18 protein-coding genes and 1 pseudogene are annotated in these 21,075 nt (G+C 36.8%); 15 read left to right on the plus strand and 4 right to left on the minus strand.

Annotation, left to right across the window (positions count from 1 at the left end):
• The first annotated feature begins 149 nt into the window (after positions 1 to 149).
• The 3 genes from TEPIDINF_RS12540 to TEPIDINF_RS12550 all read left to right on the plus strand — a co-directional run bounded on the left by TEPIDINF_RS12540 (position 150) and on the right by TEPIDINF_RS12550 (position 2,147).
• A complete protein-coding gene (locus TEPIDINF_RS12540) occupies positions 150 to 464 on the plus strand; it encodes a hypothetical protein (protein WP_421692183.1) in 315 nt (104 codons plus the stop codon).
• A 349-nt stretch (positions 465 to 813) separates the two neighbouring features.
• Positions 814 to 1,383, plus strand: coding sequence for an RNA polymerase sigma factor (locus TEPIDINF_RS12545; protein ID WP_421692184.1), 570 nt, complete (start codon positions 814 to 816; stop codon positions 1,381 to 1,383).
• Complete coding sequence (locus tag TEPIDINF_RS12550; protein WP_421692185.1) at positions 1,380 to 2,147, plus strand: DUF4367 domain-containing protein; 768 nt, start codon at positions 1,380 to 1,382, stop codon at positions 2,145 to 2,147. Before TEPIDINF_RS12545 ends, TEPIDINF_RS12550 begins: the two co-directional genes overlap by 4 nt.
• A 48-nt stretch (positions 2,148 to 2,195) precedes the next feature.
• Here TEPIDINF_RS12550 and TEPIDINF_RS12555 read toward each other — a convergent pair whose 3' ends face one another.
• Positions 2,196 to 2,702: a hypothetical protein gene (locus tag TEPIDINF_RS12555; protein WP_421692186.1), complete on the minus strand. Its 507-nt coding sequence runs from the start codon at positions 2,700 to 2,702 to the stop codon at positions 2,196 to 2,198.
• A gap of 508 nt (positions 2,703 to 3,210) precedes the next feature.
• Here TEPIDINF_RS12555 and TEPIDINF_RS12560 point away from each other — a divergent pair.
• Positions 3,211 to 3,873 (plus strand): hypothetical protein, encoded by a 663-nt coding sequence (locus tag TEPIDINF_RS12560; RefSeq protein WP_421692187.1) that lies wholly within the window; start codon positions 3,211 to 3,213, stop codon positions 3,871 to 3,873.
• A gap of 380 nt (positions 3,874 to 4,253) precedes the next feature.
• Positions 4,254 to 4,793, plus strand: a complete 540-nt coding sequence (locus TEPIDINF_RS12565; RefSeq protein WP_421692188.1) for a hypothetical protein — start codon at positions 4,254 to 4,256, stop codon at positions 4,791 to 4,793.
• 172 nt (positions 4,794 to 4,965) lie between these two features.
• On the opposite strand, the gene TEPIDINF_RS12570 is transcribed toward TEPIDINF_RS12565, so the two are convergent.
• The gene (locus TEPIDINF_RS12570) at positions 4,966 to 5,562 is read right to left on the minus strand and encodes a YitT family protein (RefSeq protein WP_255421852.1); all 597 of its coding nucleotides are present in this window, start codon (positions 5,560 to 5,562) and stop codon (positions 4,966 to 4,968) included.
• Between the two features lie 199 nt (positions 5,563 to 5,761).
• On the opposite strand from TEPIDINF_RS12570, the gene pcrA reads away from it, so the two are divergent.
• The 3 genes from pcrA to TEPIDINF_RS12585 all read left to right on the plus strand — a co-directional run bounded on the left by pcrA (position 5,762) and on the right by TEPIDINF_RS12585 (position 10,665).
• Positions 5,762 to 7,939, plus strand: coding sequence for a DNA helicase PcrA (gene pcrA, locus TEPIDINF_RS12575; protein WP_421692189.1), 2,178 nt, complete (start codon positions 5,762 to 5,764; stop codon positions 7,937 to 7,939).
• A 16-nt stretch (positions 7,940 to 7,955) separates the two neighbouring features.
• Positions 7,956 to 9,992: an NAD-dependent DNA ligase LigA gene (gene ligA / locus TEPIDINF_RS12580; protein WP_068722273.1), complete on the plus strand. Its 2,037-nt coding sequence runs from the start codon at positions 7,956 to 7,958 to the stop codon at positions 9,990 to 9,992.
• Positions 9,993 to 10,053: 61 nt separating this feature from the next.
• A complete protein-coding gene (locus TEPIDINF_RS12585; RefSeq protein WP_068722275.1) occupies positions 10,054 to 10,665 on the plus strand; it encodes a DedA family protein in 612 nt (203 codons plus the stop codon).
• A gap of 146 nt (positions 10,666 to 10,811) precedes the next feature.
• Here the strand turns inward: TEPIDINF_RS12585 and ytvI are convergent, their stop codons facing one another.
• Complete coding sequence (ytvI, locus tag TEPIDINF_RS12590) at positions 10,812 to 11,876, minus strand: sporulation integral membrane protein YtvI (protein WP_421692190.1); 1,065 nt, start codon at positions 11,874 to 11,876, stop codon at positions 10,812 to 10,814.
• 124 nt (positions 11,877 to 12,000) lie between these two features.
• Here ytvI and TEPIDINF_RS12595 point away from each other — a divergent pair, with 124 nt between their 5' ends.
• From TEPIDINF_RS12595 to TEPIDINF_RS12615, 5 genes are all read left to right on the plus strand, one after another.
• Entirely contained in the window at positions 12,001 to 13,041 is a 1,041-nt protein-coding gene (locus TEPIDINF_RS12595) for a CamS family sex pheromone protein (protein WP_069798943.1), read from the plus strand.
• 217 nt (positions 13,042 to 13,258) lie between these two features.
• Positions 13,259 to 14,257, plus strand: a complete 999-nt coding sequence (locus TEPIDINF_RS12600) for a LacI family DNA-binding transcriptional regulator (protein WP_421692191.1) — start codon at positions 13,259 to 13,261, stop codon at positions 14,255 to 14,257.
• Positions 14,258 to 14,459: 202 nt separating this feature from the next.
• Entirely contained in the window at positions 14,460 to 15,281 is an 822-nt protein-coding gene (locus TEPIDINF_RS12605) for a sugar phosphate isomerase/epimerase family protein (protein ID WP_421692192.1), read from the plus strand.
• 27 nt (positions 15,282 to 15,308) lie between these two features.
• Positions 15,309 to 16,487, plus strand: a complete 1,179-nt coding sequence (locus TEPIDINF_RS12610) for a substrate-binding domain-containing protein (protein ID WP_421692193.1) — start codon at positions 15,309 to 15,311, stop codon at positions 16,485 to 16,487.
• A 37-nt stretch (positions 16,488 to 16,524) separates the two neighbouring features.
• Positions 16,525 to 17,685 (plus strand): levoglucosan dehydrogenase, encoded by a 1,161-nt coding sequence (locus tag TEPIDINF_RS12615; protein ID WP_421692194.1) that lies wholly within the window; start codon positions 16,525 to 16,527, stop codon positions 17,683 to 17,685.
• Positions 17,686 to 18,066: 381 nt separating this feature from the next.
• Here TEPIDINF_RS12615 and TEPIDINF_RS12620 read toward each other — a convergent pair.
• Positions 18,067 to 18,311, minus strand: a pseudogene (locus TEPIDINF_RS12620) (IS110 family transposase); the annotation flags it as partial.
• Positions 18,312 to 18,612: 301 nt separating this feature from the next.
• Here TEPIDINF_RS12620 and TEPIDINF_RS12625 point away from each other — a divergent pair.
• Together TEPIDINF_RS12625 and TEPIDINF_RS12630 are read left to right on the plus strand one after the other, a co-directional pair.
• Positions 18,613 to 19,788, plus strand: coding sequence for a Gfo/Idh/MocA family protein (locus TEPIDINF_RS12625; protein ID WP_421692195.1), 1,176 nt, complete (start codon positions 18,613 to 18,615; stop codon positions 19,786 to 19,788).
• On the plus strand, positions 19,788 to 20,759 hold the full coding sequence (locus tag TEPIDINF_RS12630) for a sugar phosphate isomerase/epimerase family protein (RefSeq protein ID WP_421692196.1): 972 nt from the start codon (positions 19,788 to 19,790) through the stop codon (positions 20,757 to 20,759). The genes TEPIDINF_RS12625 and TEPIDINF_RS12630 overlap by 1 nt, the downstream gene beginning before the upstream one ends.
• Positions 20,760 to 21,075 lie beyond the last annotated feature (316 nt).

Genomic DNA, 21,075 nt, shown 5'->3' on the forward strand with positions numbered 1-21,075 from the left:
TTTAAATTTTTAAAAATTTAAGGAACTATTTTTAAATTCGCATCGTCAATATTATTGAAAACAACAGGAGTAACTTCAATGGATACGTAATAGATAAAGAACTCCTATGACTTAATAGGAAATAGCTATTTATTGTGATGAAGTAAAGCATGGGAAATCCCCTGCTTCCTGAAATCATTTTAGACTTAGTTGGGGTGAATATGTTGAAGAGTTTTTATATAGGTCTTTTAATTGTTAGCTGGATTATTTTTTCCTTAATATTCACGAATGATTTTAATCATAAGGAATTTGAACCTAATAAGGAAGAGGTAAAAACCGGAGAAATAAAAGAAGTAACAAGATTAAATGAAAATGGTGAAAAGTTCAATATACCCGTAGCAGATTTTATGAGAATTCTAGAAGAAAGCAGAATAAAACAAGTAGAAGCAGAAAAACAAAAAATTAAAATAAATGATAACAAATAAGTCTTTTGTGTTTGTATATTTTTTGAAGATGCTTGAACGAATTAAAAACTAAGGAACTTTACGTATATCCCCATATATATTTATTTAGATGTCTCTATTAGCCCTGTGGATCTGTTAAACACAGGGCTAATATACTACTTAATTAACCATTCAGTCACTAATGATCCCCAAAAATATGGGTCTTTTCTCTCAATTTAAAAAAATTAAATTTTTTCGCAACGATTACTAAGTTTGTTGAGTCTATATTATAAAGGAGTCTCCAAACTTTTCCAAGTGTTAATAGAAAAGAGCTAAAAAAGCATGAAACTTTTTGTTACATAATTGTTTCGTGTTGGGGAGGAAAGCCATAGTGTTAAAATCTGTAATGGCAAAAATTCAGAAGAAGGATGAAGAATCTAAACGAATCTTATTTGAAATGTTTCATGAGCAAGTGTATCGTAAAGCATACTTCATTACTAAAGATCACTATCTAGCTCAGGATATCTTGCAAGAAACCTTTCTTAAGGCGTTTAATCATATGGATCAACTGAAAAATTATGAAAGTGTCGGTACATGGTTATCTGTAATTGTAACACGAACTGCTATTGACATGATTCGCAAACAAAAAAGATCTAACGGTATTCCGACAGAGGATACCTTCTTAGAAAAGGAGATTGTCTCACAACCATTATCTAGTTCTGTTGAATCTGAGATTGAGCTGGTATGGTTAAAAGAAAATCTTCGATTTGCGATCAACGAGTTACCAGCTAATTTTCGTGCGGTTATTATTTTAAAATATGGACATGAGTTAAAAGAACAAGAAATTGCGAAGATACTTGGAGAGAATATTGGTACGGTTAAGTCTAGAATCTATCGGGCAAAAAACAAATTAAAATCCCTTCTGTTAAGCTCAGATAACATGGATGGTGATTCTTTATGAAGAAAAAAGACGTGAATATCGATCATTTAATGAAGGAAATTATTGAGGAGGAACTTAAAAACAGTCCCCCGCCACTTGTTTCAAAAGAAGAGACATGGGAAAATATACGTCATATGCTGTATTCCCAAAATAGCAATTCCTTAAAGTTTCAGAAACGAATGAAGCGTATTAGTGTTGTAATTATTAGTGTTTTTATACTTGCTGCGTTCTTTTATCAATCTCCGAATGCATCGGCATTTGATTGGATTTCAAAATTCTTTTTAAAGGCTCAAGGTACGATTACCGATTTAACAGGGAAAATTGGGCAGCCAATTTCCTCAAACAGTAATGGACCGAAGCCAGAGGCTCAGGTTTTAAATAAACAAATAAAAGTGGAAGATATGAGTCTAACAGAAGCACAAAAAATGATTGATGGTTTCACAATCAATGTTCCTAAAAAAGTTCCCCCCGGATTTGAACTTAGCTATGTTTCTGTGATCAGAGTGGGTGATCGAAAAAGCAATGAGATCAAACTTCATTATAAAAATGAACAACAAACATTTTCTATACAGGAAATTTTCGTTAAAGACCAAATGGGTTATTCATTTGGAGTAGATAATGAAGACACTGTTATAAAAGAGGTTAATATCAATGGAATAAAGGGAACAATGTTTACATTTAAAGATGGGACAAAAAAAATAATTTGGGTTCATCAAGACGTTCAATTTTTAATAGAAAGTCAATTATCAGATCATGAAATGTTAGAAATAGCTAAGTCTATCTGAAAGATAGGGTCAAGAAAAAGAGGGCATCAAAAAAATGCCCTCTAGTTATTATTTTAAATAAATGTATGTAGATACTGAACTTGTTTCCTCCACCGTTCCGTTTTCAATAATGTAATGAATTCCTCTTGTTCGGTAATAAAACCCGCTAGAAACTGCTACGTCATCAGTGCCTGCAACATGAGATGTGTTTGATTGTTTAAATTCCCCTACGTGCACTAAGTCAACCCATTTCCCTTGTCCTGAATCCCAATATTGTAAATAAAGGTCAACTGAAATTGTCTCTACTGTTGAGTAAGAATCAGTAAAACCACTAACATTTACGATATTCACAGATAAATTATTAATGTTTGTATTCCAGCTTTTTATATACTGTGTGGACTGAATCTCAATACTTTCTTCCATAGAACCAAAATTAGAATTTTTAGACGGGTTCCCTTCCGTTGGTGCTGAAGGAACCTTGGTTTTATCTGCAGCTAAACTAGTATCAGTAAAAAAAACACCAGAAATCATCCATGCAGTTAGTAATAAAATACCGACTTTTTTTAGTTGTTTCACCTTGTATACCTCCTAGAGATTTTTTCATTAGATAGACGTAATAAAAAGAAAAATCGTTCCCGATTTTTAATAATATTTTTAAAATGGGAACTATTTTTTCATTGTTGACGTCTACCTAATAAAATCATCACCAAAATGATTTTGGTCGACCAATTGGTTATGATTTAGAAAGATCTTGTATAAAAGGATCTAAAAAAATATTTTCCTTTTAAATTTTTAAAAAGGTAAATATGAAAAAGGGAGGTGGACATGCTATGAGGCATATAAGGTCACCGGACAAATTAAATAAGGGTTCCTTATACCTCCAAAAGATTAAGCAGCTAAACCTAATGATTGGATAAATATACGGAGCCTCTAACGACTATTATAAGTGTTCTAAAAAATTTTTTACAATAATTCTTTTTTGCGATAGTTAAAAAAGTTGTTTACTCAATGATTGAACATAAGGATTAAACCAGTTGATGTACAATTTTGTATTTCTAAAGTTATGAATGGAATGGTGATAATTATGAAAAGAATCCTTAGTCTAACGTTAGCATTAATTATGATGCTCTCTATGAGCACTGCTGTTTTTGCAACAACTGATGATATAACGATTTCTGATAAAAAAGAACTGTATAACCATTACCAATCGGCTGTCGAAGAAGCAAGAGAAAAGTATAACGCAAGAATCGAACTTAAGCCTTTTGAAGAATTTGATTTTTCTAATGCAGCCCCTATTGAGGAATTTAAAGCTTCACTCAAAGCTATTGGAGAATATCAATTGAAGACTCCGAAACTGAAATTCGATAAGTCGAATGCGCTGACCCCAGAAGAACATGCTAAAAAGGTAAGTGAAATACAGCCAATGGCTTTTCAAACAGTTACAAAGAGTGACTACGTATCTGTTGGAACAAAAAGCGTAAAAATCGACATAACTGCCAATATTGAAACCTATTACAGTAGCTTTCACGACAGGCAATTGATTTCCAGTAATAGCTACGTTAGTAGCATTAAGTCTGCAACTTCCGGATACACCTGGTATAGTAACTATATTGATGAGAGTATTATTGATGGTGGACGCACTTTCTATGTAGTGGCTCAAGGTTATGTTGTATATAGCGGAATGACATGGTACGATCTGAGGGTATCTGCAGAATTTTATTGCAGTGCCACAGGTGGTATTTCGTAATCTCTAAAGAAGAAGTATTTAAAACAAAAGCCTACGTTCCAAGTAATGAAATGTGGGCTTTTAGACATTATAAATAGAAAAAACGTTCCCGATTTTTAATAATATTTTTAAAATGGGAACTATTTTTTCATTGTTGACGTCTACCTAGTAAAATCATCACCAAACTAAAAAACAGCTGACAGAGATAAAACAGGAAAAAATGCAAACTGAATCATTAAAAAGCAATGGAAATCTCGTGAAGTTTCCAAATATTATGGGGATTCAAAGGTTTCTGGAGACGTTTCAATACAAGCTGGTTACTATTCAAGACCTGGAATGTTTCTAGTGACGTTAGACACTGCTAGTAGTAGCTCGAGTGCATGGGCTGGTGGTCATGCTGCATGATAAAATTGAAATTAATGATAATAGGGCTACTTATAGTTAGCCTAGGATGTACACAACAGTCCAACAATAACATATTATCATTTAAATATGGAGTAATCTTTACATCTAATCTTTACAATAAAAGTAAAATAGTTCTATTTTCGCAAAATTGGGATGTTGTAGAAGAAATCAATCTCGATATTGGTGGCTTACAAAAAGAAAAGATTTATAAAGAGAATTTATACGTACCTGTTACAGGAATACCATCGGAACCTGGGAATAAACGCTATATAAAAACAAAAAAACTGCCAATTAAGTTGGTTGTAAAAGATAATTTTTTATATGTTATCCATAACACTTCAATAGATTCTGGACTATTAACGAAAATAAATATCAAAAACAATAATATTATTAAAGAAAAACGACTTAGTGGAGTTTTGAGAGAAATTGCTATTGCAAATGATAAGATAAATGTTATTGCTGACTTTTTTGTATTAGATGGAGATGATCTAAATGGGGTCGACACTTCCTACTTGGTTTTGGGTAGTTTACTATAGTTTTATATTGGTCACTTTGATTGTTGCGATTATAACTTTGGTTGAAAGATATATCGTCCGAATATATACAATATTTACATTCATTGTTCTTCCTGCTTTTGTAATTTTAGTTCTATTAGGAAGTCTTGGAAGGCAAGGAACGACAGAATTAGAAAATTGGTTCATTGATTTCTTATTTTACCACCTTCTTTTGCTTCCAGGTTAAAAGAGATGTGGCCACACCGACTGCCATGATCGTAATAAAGGAGAGAATTAAGGTTTCCTTCGAAATCAAAACCCCGCCTAAGTAGATCACGATCGCATCAATCATAAAAATGATCAAGCCAACGTTAATAGGAAGAATTGTAGACAAATATTGGGCTAATAGATCTGTGCCGCCTGTACTTGTTTTAAATCGGAGCATGATGCCAATTCCCGTTCCGACAAAGAGCCCACCTATAATCGAACTGCTTAATGGATCAAGTTCTATATAATACAAAAAATAGTATTGATACGGACGTAAAACATCGATAAATAAAGAAGAGATGAGCATCCCATGAATACTATGATAGAAAAATGATCGATATTTAAACCAAGCCAATAGATATATTGGAATGCTTAATAAAATAATAGTTAAGCCCACCTTCACTCCTGACAAATAATTGACAATCAATGCAATCCCAATCATTCCCCCATCTAATAAATGAAAAGGAACAAGGAAAAAGTTGATTCCTACCGCAAGGATCAAACTACCTAATAGAATCGCAATTGCTTTAGAAAAGAGCTGCACTTTATTCATCCCCTATTTTGTCCATCTCTTTATGTATATTTTTGTATGCTTGTTAAAATTCATAGAAACGAAAAACCATTGTCCCACTCTGAAAAAAACTTTCTGAATCCTGCCTTCTTATTGAATCAAGGGGACGGATTCGATATAATTTGGTAGAGAAACCGGAAAACGAACAAACGTGCGATAAAGGGTGGAGAAAATGGAACAAATGATAGGTAATGATATTTTTAAAGGGTTAAATCCACAACAACAAAAAGCGGTTGAAACAATTAATGGACCATTATTGATCCTAGCTGGAGCAGGAAGTGGCAAAACAAAGGTTTTGACCCATCGTATTGCTCATTTACTATATAAAGGGATTGCACCATGGAGTATCTTAGCGATTACCTTTACCAATAAAGCTGCAAGAGAAATGAAGGATCGCGTTGCACGATTAGTGGGACCACAGGCAGAAGACATTTGGATCTCTACCTTCCATTCGATGTGTGTCCGTATTTTACGTAAAGATATTCAACGACTTGGCTATTCTAATAATTTCTCGATTTTAGATGCATCAGATCAGTTGAACGTGATCAAACAGATTATGAATGAACTGAATATCGATAACAAAAAGTTTGAACCAAAGGCGATTCAAGCCACCATTAGTCAAGCGAAGAATGAACTGAAATCACCAGAGGCTTTTGCCAAAATAGCGAACGACTTTTTTATGCAAAAGGTACTTGCCGTTTATGAGAAGTATCAAGCAAGGCTAAAGGCGAATCACTCTTTAGATTTTGATGATTTGATCATGGTAACGGTTCAATTATTTCAACAAGTACCGGAAGTATTAGCTTTTTATCAAAATAAATTTAAATATATTCATATTGATGAGTATCAAGATACAAACCGTGCACAATACCTATTAGTACAAATGTTAGCAGACCATTATCAAAATATCTGTGTCGTTGGAGATACAGACCAATCGATTTACAAATGGCGTGGAGCAGATATTCAAAATATCCTAAACTTTGAAAAGGATTTTCCTAATGCTCAAGTGATTAAACTGGAACAAAATTACCGTTCAACGAAGAATATTCTGCGTGCAGCCAATGAGGTCATTAAAAATAATTTTCAGCGTAAAGAGAAAAATCTTTGGACAGAGAACCCTCAAGGAGAAAAAATTACGCTTTACGAAGCGATGAATGAACATGATGAAGCCTATTTTATTGCCAAAGTGATTCAAGATGGCATTGACAAAGGAAAACAGTATCATGATTTTGCTGTCCTATATCGGACAAATGCCCAAACTCGTGTGATTGAGGAAATTTTTATCAAATCGAATATTCCTTATAAAATGGTTGGCGGTACCAAGTTCTATGATCGCAAAGAAATCAAGGATATCATGGCGTATCTTCGCTTAATCGTCAATCCAGATGATGATATTAGTTTACGTAGAGTGATCAATGTCCCTAAACGGGGGATTGGAGCTGCAACAGTAGATAAAATTGCAGAATATGCTGCATCTCAAGGCACATCGATGTTTGCTGCTATTCAAGTTGTCGATTTTATCGGTTTAAGTGCAAAAGCAGCCAATAAGGTGAGCGAATTTGCAGGGATCATTTCTCAATTTAGCCAAATGGTAGATTATCTTGGGGTCTCAGAATTAACAGAACAGGTGATTGAGAAAACAGGCTACCGTGAAGAATTAAAGAAAGAAAAAACTCTGGAAGCAGAAAGTCGCTTGGAAAATATTGAAGAATTACTCTCTGTCACATTAGAATTTGAAAATAAAAGTGAAGATAAATCATTAGTGACCTTCTTAACAGAAATTGCACTTGTGAGTGATGTGGATCAAATGGATGAAGCTGAAGCAGAGAAAGGTGTTACGATGATGACCCTTCATAGTGCGAAGGGACTTGAATTTCCTGTTGTCTTCTTGGCAGGAATGGAAGAAGGCATTTTCCCTCATAATCGGGCGTTAATGGAAGAGGACGAAATGGAAGAAGAGCGAAGACTAGCCTATGTTGGAATTACACGGGCAGAGCAAGAATTATATCTGACCCATGCTGGTTCACGGATGCTATTTGGTAGAACACAAATAAATCCACCTTCACGTTTTATTAAAGAGATACCTGAGGACGTCTTAGAGGATTTACGCGAAAGGTCACAACCTACCCGACCTATGCAAAGGGCGACTATGCCCGAGATGCAAAAAAGACCTGAACCTCGTTCGGATTGGCAAGTAGGGGATAAAGTGAAACATACTAAGTGGGGGATTGGAACAGTTGTTACGGTAAAAGGGGAACGTGATGATTTGGAATTGCAAATTGCTTTTCCAACCCCAATCGGTATTAAAAAGCTGTTAGCCAGGTTTGCACCTATTGAAAAAGTGGAGTAGGAAGGAAGAATTAAAGATGGACAAGCAGCAAGCAAACAAACGAATCGAGGAATTACGCAAAACGATCAATGAACATAGTTATCGTTACTATGTCCAAGATCAGCCTACAATTACAGACCAAGAGTATGATCAATTGATGCAGGAATTGATCGCCATTGAAGCAGAGTATCCAGATTTGATCACCCCTGATTCACCTACACAAAGAGTAGGGGGAGTACCACTTGATCAATTTCAAAAGGTTGAACATCGCATTCCATTGTTATCTTTAGGTAATGCTTTTAATGAACAAGACCTTTATGAATTTGATCGTCGTGTACGCCAAGCAGTAGGTGGAGAGCAAGTGAATTACATGGTTGAGCTTAAAATTGATGGCCTTGCTGTTTCTCTAACCTATGAAAATGGCTTGTTTGTGCGTGGAGCAACACGAGGAGACGGTACGATTGGTGAGGATATTACACAAAACTTAAAAACGATTCGCTCCTTACCTTTAAGATTAAAGGATCCCGTTACCATCGAAGTAAGAGGAGAAGCGTATCTACCAAAAAAAGAATTTCAACGAATCAACAAGCAACGGGAACAAAATGGCGAGCCTCTTTTTGCTAATCCTCGGAATGCCGCAGCGGGTTCTTTAAGACAATTAGACCCTAAAGTAGCTGCAGAAAGAGCATTAGATCTTTTTCTTTACGGAATTGGGTCGATCGAAGGAATCGAATTAAAATCCCATAGTGAAGGATTAAATTTTTTAGAACAGCTTGGTTTAAAAGTGAACCCCGAACGACGTCTATTTTCTGCGATGGAGGAGGTTATCCAGTTTATTCAGGGTTGGACCGAAAAAAGGCCACATCTTCCCTATGAAATAGACGGAATGGTGATTAAGGTGGATTCTTATGAATTGCAACAACGCCTTGGTTTTACGGCCAAAAGTCCAAGATGGGCGATTGCTTATAAGTTTCCTGCGGAAGAAGTGGTTACCGTACTAGAAGCGATAGAAGTGAGTGTTGGAAGAACAGGAGTCATTACGCCAACTGCGATTCTAAAGCCGGTAAACGTTGCTGGAACCACTGTGAAAAGAGCATCCTTGCATAATGAAGATATGATACGCGAAAAGGGAATCATGCTTGGCGATCATGTCATTGTGAAAAAGGCAGGAGATATCATTCCTGAAGTTGTAGCCGTTCTCCCTGAAAGGCGAACAGGTAAAGAACAACCTTATCATATGCCAAACCAGTGTCCAGCTTGTGAAAGTGACTTGATACGCCTAGAAGGAGAAGTTGCTTTAAGGTGTATCAACCCAAAATGTCCTGCGCAAATTCTAGAAGGAATTATTCATTTTGTTTCTAGAGATGCAATGAATATTGAAGGATTAGGAGAAAAAGTAGTTGCTCAACTATTTGAACAGGGACTGGTTCACAGTGTGGCAGATTTATATACACTTAGAAAAGAAGATTTACTCCCATTAGAAAGAATGGGTGAAAAGTCTGTGCAGAATCTGCTAGAAGCGATTGAAAAAAGTAAAGAAAACTCATTAGAGAAGCTTTTATTTGGTTTAGGAATCCGGTTAGTAGGGGCAAAAGCGGCGAAGGTTTTGGCGCAAAAATATGGAACGATGGATGATTTAGCTAAGGCATCTGAAGAAGAACTAAAGGCTATTGATGAAATAGGCCCTAAAATGGCAGATAGTATCGTAACCTTCTTCCGCTCTCCTGAAGTACAAGAAACGATCCAACGTTTAAAAGAACAAGGTTTGAATATGACATATAAAGGCCCAAGATTAGAAGAATCTACAGCGACAACAGATTCTATTTTCTACGGCAAAACGGTTGTCCTTACAGGTACTTTAGAACAAATGACTAGACAAGAAGCAGCTGAAAAGTTAGAAGCTCTTGGGGCAAAAGTGACAAATAGTGTGACGAAGAAGACAGACTTCGTGATCGCAGGTGAAAAAGCAGGTTCAAAGCTGACAAAAGCCCAAGAGTTAGGAATAACAGTATTAACAGAAGAAGACCTATTATTTCATTTACAGAAAGGCACGGATGATGGGGCAGCATTGTAAAAAACAACTGATCAAAACAATTTTTCAAAATAGCGGAATATAGAACTATCGAGGTGTAAACATGGAGCAATTATGGGATTGGATCATCATCATTTTTCGTACCATTGGAATCCCTGGATTAGGGGTAGGGCTATTTCTTGAGGGGATGGGAGTTCCCTTTCCGGGAGAAACCACAATGGCCTTTTTTGGTTTTTTATCCCAACGGGGTGATTATCCCTTCCTGCTCCTTGTGGCTACTGCTTCACTTGGTTCATGGATAGGTTCCTGGATCGCTTTTTATTTAGGGAGGACATATGGTATCGGCCTATTGTTCCGATATGGGAAATATCTTTTCCTAAAAAGGCGTCATATCAAAATGACGATGAGATTATCTAGACGTTTTGGTGTCTGGGTACTGGTCTTAGGCAGACATCTCCCAGGAGTTCGGACCATTTCCTCCTATATGGCGGGAATTGGTCGAATGAGCTGGCCAGTATTCTTGGTCTATAGTTTGTTAGGCTTTGTTTTTTGGACGACGACATGGTTAGCTTTTGGCTATATAGTAGCGAATCGTTGGGAACAAATGGTTCAAGTGTTTAGCTCATGGGTAGCTATCATTTTTCTAATTCTTTTCATAGGTATTGGTTTAATCTATTATGTTAAAAGATATAGAAAACAAGGAAAAGTAAATTAGAGTATAAAAGGGTTTGAATATTCCATAAGCTGCGACCTTCAGAAGTGCCCTTCTCTCCGTAATCTTTATTCATAGAAGGGCACGGATGACGGAGCGCGATGGAATATACAAACCTTTTTTATTTATGAGTCCCCTTATGGGTATTGTTATATTTTAAGCCGATAACGAATTACTTTTGCTTTGACTAATGCCTTATAAAGAATCAACAATAATGGACCTAGGAAAACACCAAGGATACCCAGTACTTTAAATCCTACCCAAATACTAATTAATGTGGTTAATGGATCCAATCCAATTCTTTCTCCTAATATTTTTGGTTCGATTACTCGTCGTACCACAGTAATCACGATAAAGAGAACAATTAATCCGATTCCTAAAAGGGTATTTCCTTTTGTAATTGAAAAAATAGCCCATGGCATAAGTACAGAACCAGTACCTAGAATCGGTAAAATATCGACTACAACAATCAACAAAGCGATCGCAGAAGCGTAGCCTACATTTAATAGAACTAATCCAATTAAGCTGATGATATAAGTAATCGAACTAAGAATGACTTGTGCATGTAAGAAACCAAAGGTTGCAACTCGGATATCTTTTAAAATAATCTCTAACTTTGCTTTTGATTCTTTTTTAAAATAGCTAAAAAACTTCCGATTTATATAAGGAAGATTTAAACTAATTAAGAAGAGAGAAACAAAAAAGAGAATCAGTGTAATAAAGTAGTTTGGTATCGCTGTTGTAATATTATAGGTTTGAGTTCCTATCGTAGATAATAGGTCCATGTTGGCTAAATCGTTGATAAATTGAGTAAAAGATTGGTTAATTTGCGTTGATACTTCAGTAGGGAGCATCTGAATCACATCTTGCGTTTGTCGATATATATGGAAGAACCAAAGCTGGATATTCGGAATATTCTTTTGGATATATTGAATCAAATTCACCATTTCAATGCTGATCCGTGTAACAATCATATAAACTAACCAGGAAAAAGTACCCAAAAAGAGGAAATAAGTAATGTTAACAGCAATGCTTCGTTTTAGTTTTGTCATTTTCATTAACCAGAGGTTAATGGGTTCTAACATCAATGCAAATAGATAAGCAAAGATAAACGGAATAAAATGTGGAAAAACAAAATAAAAGACCAAAGGTATCAATAAAATACCAATAATGATACCGATTGTAATTAGAACTTTTACCGCATAATGCTTCATGAACAATCCCTTTCTCTATCCCTTTGAGATTCATTGTATAGAAAAATTTTGATAGATGCAAACACTTGTTATCAGTGATAAAATGGACAAAGGTAGTCTGCAACATAGATAAGGAGGCTTTTTCATGCGATTTAAGAGGAAAAGGTTATTTATCCTTTTATTTTCTTTTACGTTTATCTTTAGCGGTTGTTCCATTTGGCAACCACTTGAAAATAGTCAAAAACAGAATGAAGCGATGGAACCTACTTCTATTATTGCGCCAGACGTAAAGGTAAACGAAGAATATTACCGTGGTGTTTTGCCATATAAGCCAAGTCCAATTGCTGGAATGTTAAAGGAACTTCCTAGACGTCTAGATTCCAACAAATTCGAACTAGGTTTAATTGAAATAGCAAAAAATGAATACGATCCTAGCGAATTTGTTTTTCAAGAAGGACAAGTTTTAACGATGAATGAGATTGAACCGATTCTAGATCAATACCAAGATTTTCTTTATTCTGTCGTTGAACATGATTACTTACATGAAGATGGAACTTATGGCGGGGTTGTGGTTGGATTATTCGTGTCCTCTGTTTATCAGGAAGGAGAAACGATAAAGTCCTATACCGATGATCAGATTAGGGAGAGATCGAAAGAAATTGCAAATAAAATCTTGTCCATGGTACGGAAGAAAGTAACAGATCCTTCTATTTTGTTTGGGATTGTGAAAGCTGAAGAATTTGATATGAAACTCCCTGGAACTTTTATCTTAAAAGGAGAAGTAAAAGAAAAGGAAAATAGTATAGATGATTGGACAAATATAGAAGAGTCTTATCTTTTCCTACCTGCAAAAGGAAGTTCATATAATGGTAGTGAAGGCGATATATCTCTTGGCTTTAACCAGTTAAAAGATCAGTTAAATGAGTATCTCCCAGGATTTGCAGGGCTAACTGGCTTGGCCAGATTTGTAAATGGTAACTTAATTGAATTGACAATCAATGTAAATACTGAGTTTGACTCTACCGTTGAAGTGATTCAATTTACCCAATTTGCAATTGCATTGATTTCTAAATATTTCCCCACAGACAGTCAAATCAACCTTTATGTTCAAACGATCGACCAACCAAAGGCGATTTATATTAGGCAAGCAAATGGTGATGACTTTGTCCATATTTATAGGGATTAATCCTACAAAATAATGAATAACAAAAAGAACGTATCCTTAAAAAATAAGGTACGTTCTTTTTTGACGTATAAGTATACTATTCAAATATTTTTTTAAAGTAATTTAGCACCTTTTGAACCTAATTTATAATAGTTTATAAATTTTTAAATAATTGTTGCAATTAAGAATGTAATCGATTACAATTGAAGTATAATTTCGAAAGGAACAAGGAAGATAAATGGTAAGAATTGTTGATGTTGCGAAAATGGCGAATGTTTCTACTGCTACGGTTTCAAGAGTATTAAGTAACTCGGGAACTGTTAAACGGGAGACTACGGAAAAAGTTCTAGAAGCAATAAATAAACTAAATTATCAACCTAATATGTTGGCAAGGCAGCTTAGAAGATTAGAAACAAAAACAGTACTTGTTGTTGTTCCTGATATTACGAATACTTTCTTTTCTAATTTACTTCGAGGGATAGAAGCTGTTGCTATGAAAAATGGATATCAGGTTCTGCTTGGGGATGCTCATAATAATGTGGAGATTGAAAGAGGGTTTTTGAATATTCTGCGTCAAAAAAAAGCAGATGGAATGATTCTTTTAACTGCAAGGATGGATGGAAAACTAATAGATGAAATAGCAAAAGAATTCCCGGTTGTACTTGCGTGTGAATACTTTGAAGGTTCACAAATTCCTACTATTTCGATTGATAATATCAGTGGTGCTAGAAAGGCAACAGAACATTTAATTGAATTAGGCCATAAAAGAATCGGGTTTATTTCTGGGCCACTGAATGTAGTGTTAGGAAGGGACCGATTAAAGGGATTTCAACAGGCGATGTCGCAGCATAGCCTCCAGGTTGACCCGATACTCATCCAAGAGGGCGATTTTTCCTACGAAAGCGGCTTTAATCTAATGTCAAAATTTTTGGCGCTAGATGAACCGCCGACAGCTGTATTCGCTGCAAACGATGAAATGGCAATTGGAGCAATCAAAGCAATTAAAAAAAGGGGATTACAAGTACCTGAAGATCTGTCGGTTGTTGGATTTGATGATATAAAATTTGCCTCTATCTTTGAACCTGAGCTTACAACGATTGAACAGCCGACGTTTGATATCGGCATTAAGGCGATGGAATTACTAATTAAGCTGATCAATAAGGAGAAATTAGAAAAAAAACAGTATATTTTAGAAGATAAACTGATTATTCGTGAATCCAGCAGAGGATGTCCTTAAGAGACATTCCTTTTATCAAAGAAAATGTAATGGATTACATTTTTAAACTAAACCATAAATTACACTTTATACACGATAAAAATAAATACTTAATTTTTTATAAATGTTGTAATCGATTACAATTTAAGGAGGTGATTCAGTTTTCCAGGTTGTGTTTGAAGTGGTTGTTAAGCATAAATTTTCAAAAAATGGAGGGATAAACATGAAATTAGGATACCAAACCAATACTTGGGGAGGCGTGATTGGCCATCCAGCAGGTGTAACTTCCGTGAAAGATCTTTATTATCTGGCAAATGGTTCGTCAGAAGAAGCATTGAGAGATATTGCTGCAACAGGTTATAAAGGCTTTGAAATCTTTGATGGGAATCTTATGCAATATAAAGATAATCCAGAAAAATTTAAAGAATTAGTAAATGAGAATTCACTGGATTTTATCGGTGTGTATTCAGGTGGGAATTTTATTTTTCGAGAAATTTTGGAAGAAGAATTATTAAAAATAGAAGAGGTAGCAGCTTTTGCGTCAAAACTGGGTGCAAAACATCTTGTTGTAGGCGGCGGGGCAATCCGTTCAAACGGCATTTTAGAAAGCGATTACATAGAATTGGGGAATGCTCTTAATCAAGTAGCAGAAATTGCTAAAAAATATAATCTCATACCAAGCTACCACCCTCATTTAGGAACTTGTGTACAGTCACCCGAGCAGCTAGATAAATTAATGCCATTAACAACAATTAATCTATGTCCTGATACGGCACATATTGAAGCAGGTGGGGGAGACCCGGTAGAGGTTATCAAAAAATACGCTGATCGTATCAAATATGTTCATTTCAAAGACTATCAAAATGGTGAGTTTTTGCCATTGGGGGAAGGGCATCAAAAATTTGATGAAATGCTGAAAGTGTTAGATAAAGTCAGATATGATGGCTGGATCACTGTTGAATTAGACAGCTATCCGGATCCAAAACACGGTGCAGAAATTAGCCGTCAATTTCTTTCAAAGTTTGAAGCTTTAAAGCAAGCTTAATTTTATTAGATTACAAGGGGGATCATTATGAAAAAATTTTTATCGATGTTTGCTATGATTCTATTGATTGCCATTCTTGCACTTGCAGGCTGCAGCCAGGGCAGTTCTTCAAATCCAAAAAATATAAAGGATGAGGGCACAGAAACAAAAGAAACAACCGTCAGCTCAGGTCCAATAACTATTAACCAGGAGATACCTGATCAGGAAATATTAAGTAAAGGCCCCGGTGGTGAAACGGCTGTTTCAGCAAAAACGCTACAACTCACAGAAGAAGAAGTTCAAAAAATTAAAGATGGCAACTACAAAGCGGCTCTTGTTATGCACTATGCCGGCAATGACTGGGCGACTGCACAAATCGATGGCTTAAAAGCAACATTTGCAAAAATGGGAATTGAAGTGGTAGCCGTTACGGATGCACAATTCAAAGCTGAAAAACAAGTATCCGATATCGAAACGGTTTTAGCAAAAAAGCCAGATATTATCGTAGGTATACCTGTCGACCCTGTTTCGACAGCGTCTGCATTTAAAAAAGCGGCAGATGCCGGAGTGAAAGTTGTATTTATGGATAATAAACCAAACGGATTGGAAGCAGGCAAGGATTATGTGAGCGTTGTCTCTGCTGACAACTATGGCAATGGTGTACAGGCAGCGGAGATTATGGCTGAAAAGCTTGGCGGAAAAGGAAATATTGGTGTTATTTATCATGATGCAGATTACTTCGTCACTAAACAGCGCACAGAAGCATTTGAAAAGACAATCAAGGAAAAATATCCGGATATAAAAATAGTTGATCGCGGCGGTATATTAGCCCCTAACGATGGTGAGAAAGTGGCATCGGGGATGCTGACAAGAAATCCTAATCTGGATGGAATGTTTGTCGTTTGGGACGTTCCAGCTGAAGGTGCTCTGGCAGCAGCGCGTACTGCCGGGAAGAAGAACGATTTTGTGATTACAACAATTGATTTAGGAACAAACGTTGCTATGGATATTGCTGCAGACGGAATTATTAAAGGTCTCGGCGCACAGCTGCCATATGACCAGGGAATTGCAGAGGCTATTTTAGCCGGCTATGGATTGCTTGGTAAAGAGGCACCTGAGTATGTTGCAGTTCCAGCCTTAAAAGTAACCAAAGAGAATGTTTTGGATTCATGGAAGCTAGTTTACCACAAGGATGCTCCGGACGCGGTCCGAAATGCTGTGAAATAAGTTTATTCAATTATTAATTTGCAGGGAGGTTATTTAAATGAAAAAACTAAACGTGGGTATGATTGGTGGAGGATTTATGGGAAAAGCACATGCACTCGCTTATGCAGGAATGCCAATGTTCTTTTGGCCGGCGCCAGCTATCCCTCATCGCCACACCATAGTGGATGTAACAGAAGAATTAGCAAAGGATGCAGCTGCCAAATTGGGATTTGATCATTATTCTACTGATTGGAGAAAGGTAGTGAACGATCCCAATATCGATATCATTGATATTGTGACGCCAAATAATACTCATGCTGAAATTGCGATTGCTGCCGCAAAAGCAGGCAAACATGTTATTTGTGAAAAACCGTTGGCATTGGGTGCTGAAGAAGCAAAGGCAATGTTGGATGCAGTAACAGCTGCAGGCGTCAAGCATATGGTTGCTTTCAATTACAGAAGAACGCCGGCCGTTGCTCTTGCGAAAAAGTTTATTGAAGAAGGAAAAATAGGGAAAATTCTTAACTTCCGCGGGACTTATCTGCAGGACTGGTCTGCGGATCCAAATTCACCTTTATCCTGGCGTTTCCAGAAAAAAGTTGCTGGATCCGGTGCTTTAGGTGATATTGGCACGCACGTAGTTGATTTTGCGCGTTACTTAGTTGGTGAAATCACCGATGTGAATGCAGTGAAAAAAACATGGATTCCGGAGAGACCAGTTCAGTCAGGCGGAGTCGATAAATTAGGTACCGTTAAAAGTGGTGCAGATGTACCGAAAGCTGCTGTGGATGTGGATGATGAGTTTATAACGTTGGTAAAATTTGTAAATGGCGCCATTGGAAGTATTGAAGCAACCCGGAATGCATGGGGTCGCAATAACTACTTAACATTTGAAATACATGGCGATAAAGGGTCATTAGTTTTTAATTATGAACGCCGTGATGAGCTTCAAGTTTGTTTCGCTGACGATCCGGGAGATGCAAAGGGCTTCAGAACAATCTATACTGGTCCGCCTCACCCATACGGAGAAGGATTATGGCCGATTCCTGCATTAGGTATTGGCTACGGAGAAACAAAAATTATTGAAATCTATGACTTCTTTAAATCCATCGTAGAAGATACAGAAGTTTCACCAAATTTCAATGATGGATACCGCATTGAAGTTATAGCAGATGCAATTCTTGAATCAGCTGAAAAAGGCGTATGGGTAAATCTTTAAAAAACTGTAGAAAAAGTAAAATAACGATATAAAAGAGGCTTCTCATTGGAGGAGCCTCTTCAAAAAATAGTGATTTGGCCGGAATATCTAGTATGAGAGAGACAATATTATCAAATATCTTTCATGTTAACGTTTAATCCCGACATTGACAGTTACGGGAAATATAAGTATTTCCGTTATCGATATATCTTACTGCGCTGCAAAAATACGATTTATAATCGAGTAATAGGTTTGTTGAACAGACCTGCGGTAATATGTCAAGCGAAAAATACTAAGTAATTAAAGAACAGATTTCAGAAAAAAGGCTGCATCAAACTAGATTAGTAAGTTATTGTTAATTACTGGAATTATTTAAAGGGTTTTGGAAGTTATACACTTCATCTATCTACGCTCTCTTTCGCTTTTAGAATTGTGATTGCGTAGTAGAGCATCCTACCAAACGCACAAATTTTCTTGCGGTTAGAACGAGTGCTCTTTTGTGTTGATGTTTCGGTACTTCCCTAAATTTCTTTACGTAGTATTCTTGATATTCGGGAACATACCTTCTTTACAGAGTTGGTGGCTTTAACTAAGTAATACTGTAGGTATTGATTCCCATTACGTGACAGTGAATTATCATCTTCCGTAAGAATGCAGAAACATTTGGTCAACTTCCTTCAAGAGAAAGGCAAGAATCGCTTCAACGATTCGAAACAAATTGCTAAATCTATTCAAAGAGCAGTTAATTCTTCCTACCGCTTAATAAGGTTATGAAATATTCTATAGATATTCTGCTTGGAACATCGATTGAAGTGATACGAATCCTACAGAAACAAATAAAAAAGATCGATTGTCCCAAACGAGATCTTTTGAACAATTTACAGCAGGGAAAGTGAGAAAATATAGGCTTAAAAAAAGGGCTTAAATATAATACGAGGGGGAAAAGATATGAAAAATATTAAAGTTGGAATCATCGGGACTGGCTTTATCGGGCCAACTCATATAGAAGCAATAAGAAGGCTTGGATTTGTTGACGTGGTTGGACTGGCAGAAATCAGCCAGGAGCAGGCTGAGAAAAAAGCTGTAGAACTTGGGATTCCAAAAGCGTATGGCGACTACCGTGACATGCTTCAGGACAGCGAAATTCAAGTGATCCATAATTGTACTCCGAATCATCTTCACTTTGTATTAAATAAAGAGATTATTTTAGCTGGAAAGCATGTCGTTTCTGAAAAGCCACTAGCTATGAACAGTAAAGAATCAGCAGAGTTGCTGGCATTAGCCAAAAAACATGGTGTCGTCCATGGTGTGAACTTCAATTATAGGCAATTTCCAAGTGTGCAAAACTTGCATGCGAAGATCGCAAACGGTGACCTGGGAAAAGTGAATCTAGTATACGGAAGCTACTTGCAGGATTGGTTATTGTATGAGACAGATTTCAATTGGCGTTTAGCTCCTGAGGTGGGTGGAAAATCGCGGGCAGTAGCGGATATTGGTTCCCATTGGTGCGATACGGTTCAATATGTTACCGGCAAACGAATTATGGAAGTATTCGCAGATTTGGCAACGGTGATACCGGTAAGAAAACAACCAAAGTCAGCAACAGCGACTTTTGGAATTCAGAGTGTAGAAGAAGATATTTATGAAGATGTTCCCATCACTACTGAAGACTATGCCGCCGTTCTAGTTCGCTTCGAAGATGGGTCCAGAGGAGTATTTACTGTTTCTCAAGTAAGTGCCGGACGCAAAAACAGACTCAGCTTTGAAATCGCTGGCAGCAAAAGCTCAGCTTTCTGGAACCAGGAAGAACCGGAGAAATTATGGATGGGATACCGGGACAAGCCAAATGAATTCCTTCTAGCAGATCCTTCCCTGTTTTTAGCAGAAGCAAGATCATCTATCCATCACCCGGGTGGTCATAATGAGGGCTGGCCGGATGCTCTAAAAAATATGATGTTGAATTACTATACCTTTATCAGGGAAGGCAAAGACCTAGAAAAAGATAAGCCGAATTTCGCGACATTTGAAGATGGCCATTTATCTATGTGTATCACCGAAGCCATCTTAGAAAGTCATGAGCAGCAAAAATGGGTGAAAGTCCAGGTGGAGAAGGAGGTTGTCTAATGAAATTAGGTGTATTTACGGTCCTTTATCAGAATCTTCCTTTCGAAGTTATGCTAGATAAATTATCTGAAATGGGTGTTGAGGCCATTGAGCTGGGGACAGGAAATTTTCCTGGGAATAAACATTGTAATCCAGATGAATTATTAGAGAATCCCGGGAAAATTAGAACGTTTAAGTATGCAATCGAAAGCAGGGGATTAACCATCAGCGGACTAAGCTGCCATGGGAATCCACTTCATCCAAATGTACAAGTGTCAAGAGAGGCTCATAATGTTTGGAGAAAGACCGTTCAATTGGCGGAACGCCTGGAAGTGCCTGTCATTAATGTATTCTCTGGATGTCCCGGTGATCAACTAAACGCAAAATATCCAAACTGGGTGACATGTTCGTGGCCGCCGGAATATGCAGAAGTGCTTGATTGGCAATGGAATGAAATTGTAATTCCATATTGGAAAGAAGAGGTAAAATTTGCCGGGATACACGGAATTAATCAAATCGCGTTTGAAATGCACCCGGGCTTTGTCGTCTATAATCCGGAAACATTACTGAAATTAAGAGAACATGCTGGTGAAAGCATTGGGGCAAATTTTGATCCAAGCCACCTTGTGTGGCAGGGAATTAATCCGGTAGAAGCCATTAAAAAGCTAGGCCGGGAAAATGCAATCTTTCACTTCCATGCGAAAGATACGTATTTAGATCAGGCTAATATTAGTGTGAATGGTGTTTTGGATACGAAACATTACAGTGAAATTTTGGACCGCTCGTGGACATTCCGTTCAGTCGGTTACGGGCATGATGAAAAAATGTGGAAGGATATTGTAAGTGCTCTTCGTGCCATTGGCTACGATTATGTTATTTCGATTGAACATGAAGATATGCTTGCTTCCGTTGATGAAGGATTGGGGAAAGCTATCTCTTTGTTAAAAGGCATCTTGTTTAGGGAGCAACTAACTGAGATGTGGTGGGCTTAACCGCGAATCATCAAAGATCTCATCTAAGTACTTGAACCTGAACTTAGCCGCATCATTAGCACGAGATTCTGATGAATATCATTCAGTCATTGTCCAGGAACCAATGGAAAAATTAAATAGAATTTGGAAAGTTCAACTTTTTTCTTTTGATTGGAAAGGTTTGAAGTTTTTCTTTCCTCAAGGATTATTGGAGTATCGATATTTAAGCAGTGCAGCGGCATCAGTTATATCTACTAATGAACATTAAACAATTGGTTTTAAGTAGAAATCCTTTAAAAATGTTTTGTCCTTGAACAGTATGTCTAACTGTTCAACC

Origin of the sequence: Tepidibacillus infernus (assembly GCF_048898065.1) — a bacterium.
GTDB lineage: Bacteria > Bacillota > Bacilli > Tepidibacillales > Tepidibacillaceae > Tepidibacillus_B > Tepidibacillus_B infernus.